The sequence below is a fragment of the Paenibacillus terrae genome, assembly GCF_000943545.1.
In the GTDB taxonomy this organism is placed as follows: Bacteria; Bacillota; Bacilli; order Paenibacillales; family Paenibacillaceae; genus Paenibacillus; species Paenibacillus terrae_A.
On record NZ_JTHP01000069.1, the window covers coordinates 21,297 to 29,874 of the forward strand.

The window sequence follows — 8,578 nt, forward strand, 5'->3', positions numbered from 1 at the left end:
ATAAAACACAAACTATAAATTGACGAATGCATAATCAGCAAACTATAATACACATGAACTAACAAGTTCAAATAATACTAATCAGTTCAGGTCTAATTTTTGTGACCTATCGTGGAGGTTTGAAATCATGAATAAACAACGGGCACTCATCGTACTTACTTTATCCCTGAGCATAGCGATCGCTGGATGTTCCGGCGCGGAGAAAGATGCTACTCTAGGCTCAGCTGCACAGCCAACCGTTGTGCGTACTGCAGTTGTCAAATCCTCTCCGCTCCATACTGCCTATAACTTGTCAGGCACTCTTCAGGCTTATGAGGAGCACACACTGGCTTTTCAAAATGGAGGTACTGTAGCCAGTGCATATCTCACTGTCGGCACTGCTGTACAGAAGGGCGGCATTATTGCTCGTTTGGATGACGCTGACTACAAGCTTCAGGTGGCGCAGGCGACAGCCTCCATCCTGGAGGCGCAGGCTGGGATAGATAACGCACAGGCTAACCTACAGGCTGCTGCCTCTGCGATTCAATCCGCCGATGCCGGCATCACAGGTGCTCGCGCGAATGTCAACAAGGTCAATAAAGGTGCACGTGCTCAAGAGAAGCAGCAAGCGCAAGCCGCTGTAGATAAGGCGCAAAGCGCTTATAACAAGGCCAAGACGGATAGCGAGCGTACACAGAAGCTGTTTGAAGCAGGAGCTGCTACCGCGTCGGATAACGAGAATGCCCGCCTGAATGCTACGGCAGCCCAGAAAGATCTGGAGCAAGCCAAGGAATCCCTCTCCCTTTTGCTGGAAGGGGCTACAGCCGAAGATCATCAATCCGCCCAGGCTTCCTTTCAGGATGCGCTTGCAGGTAAAAGCAAAGCTTATGCTGCCAGTGAACAGGCGGAGGCTTCCAAAAAACAAGCCAGTGCCAACTACGAAAAAGCCCTTGTCGCCAAGGGGCAAGCAGAACTCGCACTTTCACGTACCCGTCTAATTTCTCCTGTGAACGGCGTTATTTTAGGCAAAAGCGTGAATACAGGTGACTTGGTCGCTTCAGGCCAGGCCATCTATCGCATAGGCTCCATTGATCGTCTCAAGGTACTACTTCCGGTACCAGACAGTGAGATCAGAGATTGGAAAAAGGGGCAAGCTGTGAATGTGGTGCTATATGAAGAAAGCCGCCAAGGTACGGTGTCCAACATCTATCCTTCAACCAGTACCGATACGGGAAGAGTTAACGTAGAGGTCGTTATAAACAATCCACAGCGAGACTGGTTACCCGGTCAGGTCATTAAAGCTGCTCAGCAGGTGACAGACAAGAACGGCATTCTCGTTCCCGCCGAAGCGGTCATTAACACGGGAAGCAAGCCTTTTATTTTCAAAGATGTTAAAGGGAAAGCTGTTAAAACACCCGTAGAGCTTGGCGATCAGGTTGTAGAAAATCAATTGCAAATCGTATCCGGCCTGCGTGAAGGCGAACGTATTGTCATTAAAGGGTCGGAAAACCTGTTTGATGGAAATGCGATTCAGTCGGAGGAAGGCGGGCGCCCATGATTGAGTATATCGTAAAAAAACGGAAAATTACGTTGCTGTTTTTTGTCATGCTGATTTTAATTGGGGCTTTCGGATTTTTCCAGTTGCCGAAGCAGGAAATGCCAGATGTCACGATCCAGAATGCTATGGTAACAACAGTCTACCCTGGCGCTTCACCACAAAAAGTAGAACAAACCGTAACCAAGGAACTGGAAAAACGCATCAAGGAAGTGGAAGGTGTTAAAACGATTAATTCGACTTCTGGTAACGGATTCTCCTCTATTTTAATCGAATCCAAAAATGGAATTGATCCTCAAACGGTTTGGGATAATATGCGAAAAAAAGTACAGGATGCGCAAGCTGATCTTCCCCAAGGTGCTGAAACACCTGTTGTGAATGATAAGCTGACCAGCTCGTTTATCGGCTCCTATGCCCTGGTCGCTGACTCTCCTGCACCATTGTATAAACTAAATGATTTAATCACAACGTGGAAGGATCAGCTCAATACCTTATCAGGTGTATCAAGTGTCAAGTTCAATGGCCTTCCTGACCAAGAAGTCCGCGTCCAAATCGACAATCAAAAGCTTCAGCAGTACCATCTGTCGTGGGGGCAGGTCGCACAAGCGATCCAGTCACAAATTGATCGGGTTCCTACCGGTGATATTGAATACAACGGGCGCACCTTTCAACTCATTGTCCGGGAAACCCAAAAAGCCGAAGAATTAAATCAGGCCATTCTGACACGTACAGAGGCAGGGGCTCCTGTTTATTTGCGAGATGTCGCTACAACGGAGCTGTCACATCCCCAAGCAGAATATTTTGCCTATGTAGGGGGTAAGCCAGCCATTACGCTAAGCATTGGAGCAGAAAAGGGCACAGACGTCCCGCCTATGAGCGAAAAAGTCAATGTCAAGCTCAAAGAGCTGGAAAAAACACTTCCCGAAGGTGTTCGCCTTGAAACTCTTTTTGCACAAAAAGATCAGGTAGATCATATCTTCGAGGACTTAAAGCGTGAAACGATTCTTGCGATTGTGGCTGTTATTCTCGTTTGTATGTTGGGCTTGAATTTGCTTACCTCTGCTTTTGTCGCACTGGCGATTCCGATTTCGGTTGCGATTGCTATTATCTTTTTGCCTATGCTCGGTATTACACTCAACCAAATTTCCGTTGTCGGTCTGATCATTGTACTTGGCATACTCGTCGATGACGCCGTAGTGGTCAATGATAATATTGAGCGGAGACTTACGGAATTAGGAGAATCGCCTACAGATGCAGCTATAAAAGGAACCAAAGAGGTGATGCTTTCTATTTTGGTTGCCACACTGGCTACCATCTCGGCCTTTGCTCCACTGTTGTTTCTACCCGGAAATGTAGGGGCATTCATCAAGCCTATTCCCGCCATTGTTTCTCTGACCATGCTTGCCTCCATGATCATGTCACTCACCATCATACCTATTTTCCGAGAATGGTATGAGAAACGCAGGCAGACTCGTCACCCTAAGGGTAAAACTAAACCGGCAGGCTTGTTGGGCCAACAGATTCAGTCTTTAAACAAGCTGTATTCACAAAAGCTGATGCCCAAAGTCATTAAGCGTCCCTTGCTGACTGCAATGGCAGGACTCATGCTCGGAACAGCCGCTTATGGATTGGTTCCTTTTACCTCAGTTGAACTCTTTCCTGAATCGGAGGACCCTCATGTCGCATTAAATATAAAGATGCCTATAGGCACCTCTGTTATAGAAACAGACCAGATCGTCAAAGACATTGCAGGCTGGATAAAGAAGCAACCCGAAACCTCCAAGGTCGTCTACAGTGCCGGAGGAACTGCACCGCAATTATATAGTGACATTAATAGTTCGGGTGGAGATATTAGATATGATGAGACCGTAGGACAAATTGCCGTCGTCGGCAAACAAAATATTTTTGATCTCGATACGACAGTTGATGCTTGGGAACAGCATGTTAAAAAGTCCTACCCTGGAACTACAGTTACGACGTATGTTCCACGTCTGGGAGTCCCGGTGGGTAAGCCCGTTTCTATCCGGATTTCAGGTCAGAATCTGAATCAGCTGCAAACCCTTTCCCAAAAAGTAAAAGAGCAGATCGCCACAGTAGAGGGTACAACAGGCATCGTGGATGATATAGGAATTGAAAGATATGCACTGGATTTGCAGGTTAACAAGCAAGCCATGGATCAATACCTGGTAAGCTACACAGATCTGACCCGTACTCTGCTTCTATTAAAAGAAGGGGCTAAAGTTAGCCAATTTGATACAGGTAACGATCTGGTGGATATTAAATTGTATTTGAATCATAGCAACGAGGAGCCCAGCGCGCTTTTCCAACAATTAAGTGTAGTCAATTCAGCCGGTGTGCAGATTCCGTTAAACCAGCTCGTACAGGTTAAGCCATCATTTGCTATTCAGCAAATCAAGCATTACAATATGGAGCGAACGATTACGGTAGAAGCCGACTTGAACGGGCGAACTGCAAGCGAAGCGATGGTGGATGTAGAAAGCAAACTGGCACAAATGAAGTTCCCTGAAGGCTATAAATGGGAGGTAGGCGGCGAAACATCCGATCAGTCCACCATATTCGCGGATTTAGGAAAGCTGGCAATCGTTGTTGTCCTACTCATTTTACTCCTGATCACTATGCAATTTTATTCTCTCTCCATTCCTATTATCATTATGACGACAGTGTACTTGGCAGCAGCCGGTGGAATTATCGGTATTTTCCTGACAGGTATGCCTATCGGATTTATGAGCATCATGGGAATTATCGCGCTGGCGGGAATTGTAGTGCGAAACGGAATTGTGTTAATTGAGTTCATCGAGGATGCCCGGCATGAGGGAATGGAGCTGAAAGAAGCTGTGATAAAAGCAGCCGCTGCCCGTTTCAGACCCATTTTATTGACTTCTCTGGCTGCAATAGTAGGTATGATTCCGTTAGCCCTATTGGGAAGCCTGCTCTTTAAGCCACTGGCGTTTACCGTCATTTTCGGATTGTTATTCTCGACTTTGTTAACCCTGTTTGTAGTGCCATCATTGTATATGATCATGGCCAAGTTCAAGATGCGCCGTCAGCTCAAAAAACAGCAACACACGGCTATCACACACGATCAACCTTTGTAGTTGCATGTAGTGAAGTATACACTGTCGGATTGAACCCTAGGGGGAAGTAAGTATGGAAAGCAAAAAAAATGATATATTACAGGCAGCCATTCGGCTGTTTTCCAGAAAAGGCTACTATTCAACATCTGTTGAAGAGATCGCCAAAGAAAGTGGAATGGCAAAGGCATCCTTTTATAAATATTTTCAGGGAAAAGAAGAACTGCCTCTAGAAATGTGCATTATCCTAGAGAAAAATATTGAACAGGATATCCGGGCACTTTACAGTAAACCTGATCTCACTAATCATGATAAACTGCACGGGTTTATTGTACTCTATTTAAAAAATCTTGTTGAAAACAAGGTATATCTTATGATAGATATGCCTGAACCATCCATGCTCATTTTTCAGAATGAGCAACTCAATGGCGCCTTTGAACAACATGAATACAAGCTGTACAAATGGGTACGTGACTGTCTGATTGATGTTTTCGGACCGGAGATTGAAGATCATGCATGGGATATAACCTTTGTGCTCAAAAGTGTTGTATTTGAGTACATTCGCTTCTTTGCCGATCGGATGAATGATGAAACGATTGAGCAGCTTGCGCAATTCATCATTTTCTTATCCCGTTCCTTGGTAGCTAACCTGAATAGCGCTGATTCCACCCCTCATTTGTTCTGGAGCAAGCAGGGCTGGTTACCTGAAAGTACTCTAAGCAATCCCTTTGACCAAGGCCGCCAGATTAACGGCCTGCTCCACTCTCTGGAGGACAGTATTCTGCTGTCTTCATGGAGTTCGATGGAAAAGCAGGAGTACCAGCAAATTGCGACTCTATTAAAGGAAGAAGCTTTGAAAGCGAATCCCCAAATGGGTCTATTAAAAGCTCTTTTCTCATATTTAGAGCAGCGTAAGGAGCTGAAAAAAGTTTGTCATTTGCTCCAAAAGCTGTTGAATCTTACACCCCCAACAGAGTAGTAGGCGCTTAGAAATTCATCACAGCTATTCACAACTTAGCTTGTAGAATACATCAAAAAAGACTGCTCATGTAAATCATGAGACAGTCTTTTTTTGGTTACTGCTTATATTTGATAGCATATGAGAAATTACAGACCGGCTTGCACTCTCAGAGCGTCAGCTTTGTCTATGCTCTCCCATGGCACATCCAGATCTGTACGACCAAAGTGACCGTAAGCAGCCGTTTGCTTGTAAATTGGACGACGCAGATTCAGCATTCGAATGATACCTGTGGGGCGAAGATCAAAATTGTTACGAATCAGTTCAACAAGCTTCTCGTCGCTTACTTTCCCAGTACCGTATGTATCGACGCTAATCGAAACTGGTGTAGCTACACCAATGGCATAAGCAAGCTGAATTTCCACTTTATCTGCCAATCCGGCTGCAACTAGGTTTTTCGCTACATAACGGGCGGCGTAAGCTGCGGAACGGTCCACTTTGGTCGGATCCTTACCGGAGAATGCTCCCCCGCCATGACGCGCATAACCGCCATACGTATCTACAATAATTTTGCGGCCTGTTAGACCTGCATCCCCTTGAGGTCCGCCAATAACAAAGCGACCTGTTGGATTAATGTAATACTTGGTTTGCTCATCCAGCAATTCCGCAGGAACAACTGGCAAAATAACCTTTTCCTTGATGTCTGCTTGAATTTGCTCCAACGTAGTATCTTCTGCATGTTGTGTAGAAACTACAATGGCATCAATACGAATTGGCTTGCCATTTTCATACTCTACCGTTACTTGCGTTTTACCATCCGGGCGAAGGTACTTTAATGTTCCATCCTTGCGCACTTCGGCCAAGCGGCGTGCAATACGGTGAGACATGGCGATAGGCAACGGCATCAACTCAGGTGTTTCATTCGTAGCAAAACCGAACATCAACCCTTGATCGCCTGCTCCAATGTTTTCCGTTTCTTTATCTACTTCAGCAGGATCACGGCTTTCCAGAGCAGCGTTAACCCCTTGAGCGATGTCCGGTGATTGTTCATTCAAAGAAGTCAATACAGCGCAAGTATTATAATCAAAGCCATATTTCGCACGTGTATAGCCAATTTCCTTAATCGTATTGCGTACAATGGATGGAATATCCACGTATTCCGATTTGGAGCTGATTTCACCAATGACGAGAACAAGACCAGTAGCTACTGATACTTCACACGCTACCCGTGCATTAGGGTCGTTAGCCAAAAAGGCGTCCAATACGGCGTCGGAAATCTGATCACAGATTTTATCCGGATGACCTTCTGTTACAGATTCAGACGTAAACAAATGACGGCCTTTTACAGACATGAATTTCAACCTCCCACAATTAAAATACATGAGGACTTATATAAAATCCTGACATGGCAATGGCATTAGCCAGACACTCTCACGCCAACATGTGGCCGGAAAATGGCTTCTATACCTGATTAACAAAAAATGAACCTTTTCCGGTAGGAAAAGGTTGCGTACAAGCCTCAAATGCCATGATATCCTATTTAAAACAAGGTGTCAATTCATATCACCCAATTACAAAGGGCAAAACTAAGGCAAATTGACAAGAACTAAATTTCTGATCCACATGAGGATAGCCTTATTTTAAAAACGATTGCACGTCAAAATCAGTAAAAATTATTGCAACTTACAAGGTACCAAATTCAGATAAGCTGCGTTCGGCAGATTGTACCAATCGCTTGGTAATTTCACCACCTACAGAGCCATTCTGTCTTGAAGTCAAATCGCGCCACTCCACATTTGCGTTTCCTTTAAACTCGCCCAACTCCGCAGCAAACTCACTGTCGGCACTCGGATGTATATGCGCATATTGGGGATTATAAACAGGAAGCCCAAACTCAGCAGCAATTTCATACTTCAAATCATGTAATCTGGCACGGCTTTCGGGAATCAATCGTCTCTGACCTCTTGACGCCATCGTACACACCTCAATCAATTGTATTTTCTTTCATGAAGTTAGTGTGCAGCGTTTGGAGCCAGTTTAGCCAAGAACAATTTGCTATCCCAAGCAGTATTTACGAAAAAGAACATTCCAACATACAATCTATTGGAGAGTATAACCGCCACGTACCATTACGACCAGACCAAACTTCTGGCCTTCTTTTACCTGAATACCTCTTCCCTCTCTAGGAAAGGATAGTAAATGATTTTTCTCAACCGCCTGATTATGGACAATTTCTGTTCCAGATGTGATATCAATAGCTCCACTGGCATCCATACTATAAACAACAGCATACCCGTTACGCAAAATAAATTCCGCTCCAACTTTGGCAATCAGCTTTTGACCAGGCTTTACATCAACAACCTTCAATTCCTCGGTCTGCTCCACACCTGTGGAGGCTTTGCCTGTACTAGACGCTCCCGAAGTTGTTACGTTAGAAGTAGCGTTTGTGGTGGGAACTGCTGAACTAGTCGTTTTACTATTAGTGCTACTTGCTGATGCTCCACCTTTGATTGCCTGAGCGATTTTCTGGTCAACATAGCTTTTGGTTACGACTGGATCATCAGCTGTTCCCGGTTGACCAGAGCTGGAGGCTCCATTAACCGAATTGTTCATTAAGGAGCCTGCAACAATCCCTCCTCCAAGTAAAACCGCAGCCAGCGTTACTTTGTAGCGTGATTTCATGTAAATCCTCCTACAGCAGGTTAATGCATCTGTAAAAAATTATATTAGCATTATTATTGGCTTGCTCCAGAAGAAGCGCCTTGCATAGCCCAAGGCTTATCATAAGCCAGCTTCAACGTATCAATACTTGTAACTAAATCTTCCGCTTGTTGTTCTGCGGTAGTCACTTTCAGATTGGCTTCATAAACCTGAAGCTCTGTAGCCAAACCTACATCAAATTGCTTTTTAGCTATATCGGCCGCACTTCTAGCGCTCACCAAACCAGCTTGAATTTGAGAATACTGGCTTTCCAATCCTTTAATGTTGTTATAA

Annotated in this window: 7 protein-coding genes; 3 read left to right on the top strand and 4 right to left on the bottom strand. The window is 44.8% G+C overall.

The window, feature by feature from the left end; translation table 11 throughout:
• Positions 1-127: 127 nt before the first annotated feature.
• From QD47_RS24740 to QD47_RS24750, 3 genes are read left to right on the top strand one after another with little or no spacing between them, the layout of a single operon-like run.
• A complete protein-coding gene (locus QD47_RS24740; RefSeq protein ID WP_044648610.1) occupies positions 128-1,537 on the top strand; it encodes an efflux RND transporter periplasmic adaptor subunit in 1,410 nt (469 codons plus the stop codon).
• Positions 1,534-4,650, top strand: a complete 3,117-nt coding sequence (locus QD47_RS24745) for an efflux RND transporter permease subunit (RefSeq protein WP_044648611.1) — start codon at positions 1,534-1,536, stop codon at positions 4,648-4,650. Before QD47_RS24740 ends, QD47_RS24745 begins: the two co-directional genes overlap by 4 nt.
• A gap of 52 nt (positions 4,651-4,702) precedes the next feature.
• The gene (locus QD47_RS24750) at positions 4,703-5,605 is read left to right on the top strand and encodes a TetR/AcrR family transcriptional regulator (protein WP_044648612.1); all 903 of its coding nucleotides are present in this window, start codon (positions 4,703-4,705) and stop codon (positions 5,603-5,605) included.
• 128 nt (positions 5,606-5,733) lie between these two features.
• Here QD47_RS24750 and metK read toward each other — a convergent pair whose 3' ends face one another.
• From metK to QD47_RS24770, 4 genes are all read right to left on the bottom strand, one after another.
• Positions 5,734-6,936 (bottom strand): methionine adenosyltransferase, encoded by a 1,203-nt coding sequence (gene metK / locus QD47_RS24755; protein ID WP_044648613.1) that lies wholly within the window; start codon positions 6,934-6,936, stop codon positions 5,734-5,736.
• 331 nt (positions 6,937-7,267) lie between these two features.
• Positions 7,268-7,558, bottom strand: coding sequence for an alpha/beta-type small acid-soluble spore protein (locus QD47_RS24760; protein WP_044648614.1), 291 nt, complete (start codon positions 7,556-7,558; stop codon positions 7,268-7,270).
• Positions 7,559-7,684: 126 nt separating this feature from the next.
• On the bottom strand, positions 7,685-8,266 hold the full coding sequence (locus QD47_RS24765) for a hypothetical protein (protein ID WP_044648615.1): 582 nt from the start codon (positions 8,264-8,266) through the stop codon (positions 7,685-7,687).
• A gap of 53 nt (positions 8,267-8,319) precedes the next feature.
• Positions 8,320-8,578 (bottom strand): TolC family protein (locus tag QD47_RS24770; protein WP_044648616.1); only part of this gene is annotated, 259 nt, incomplete at its 5' end.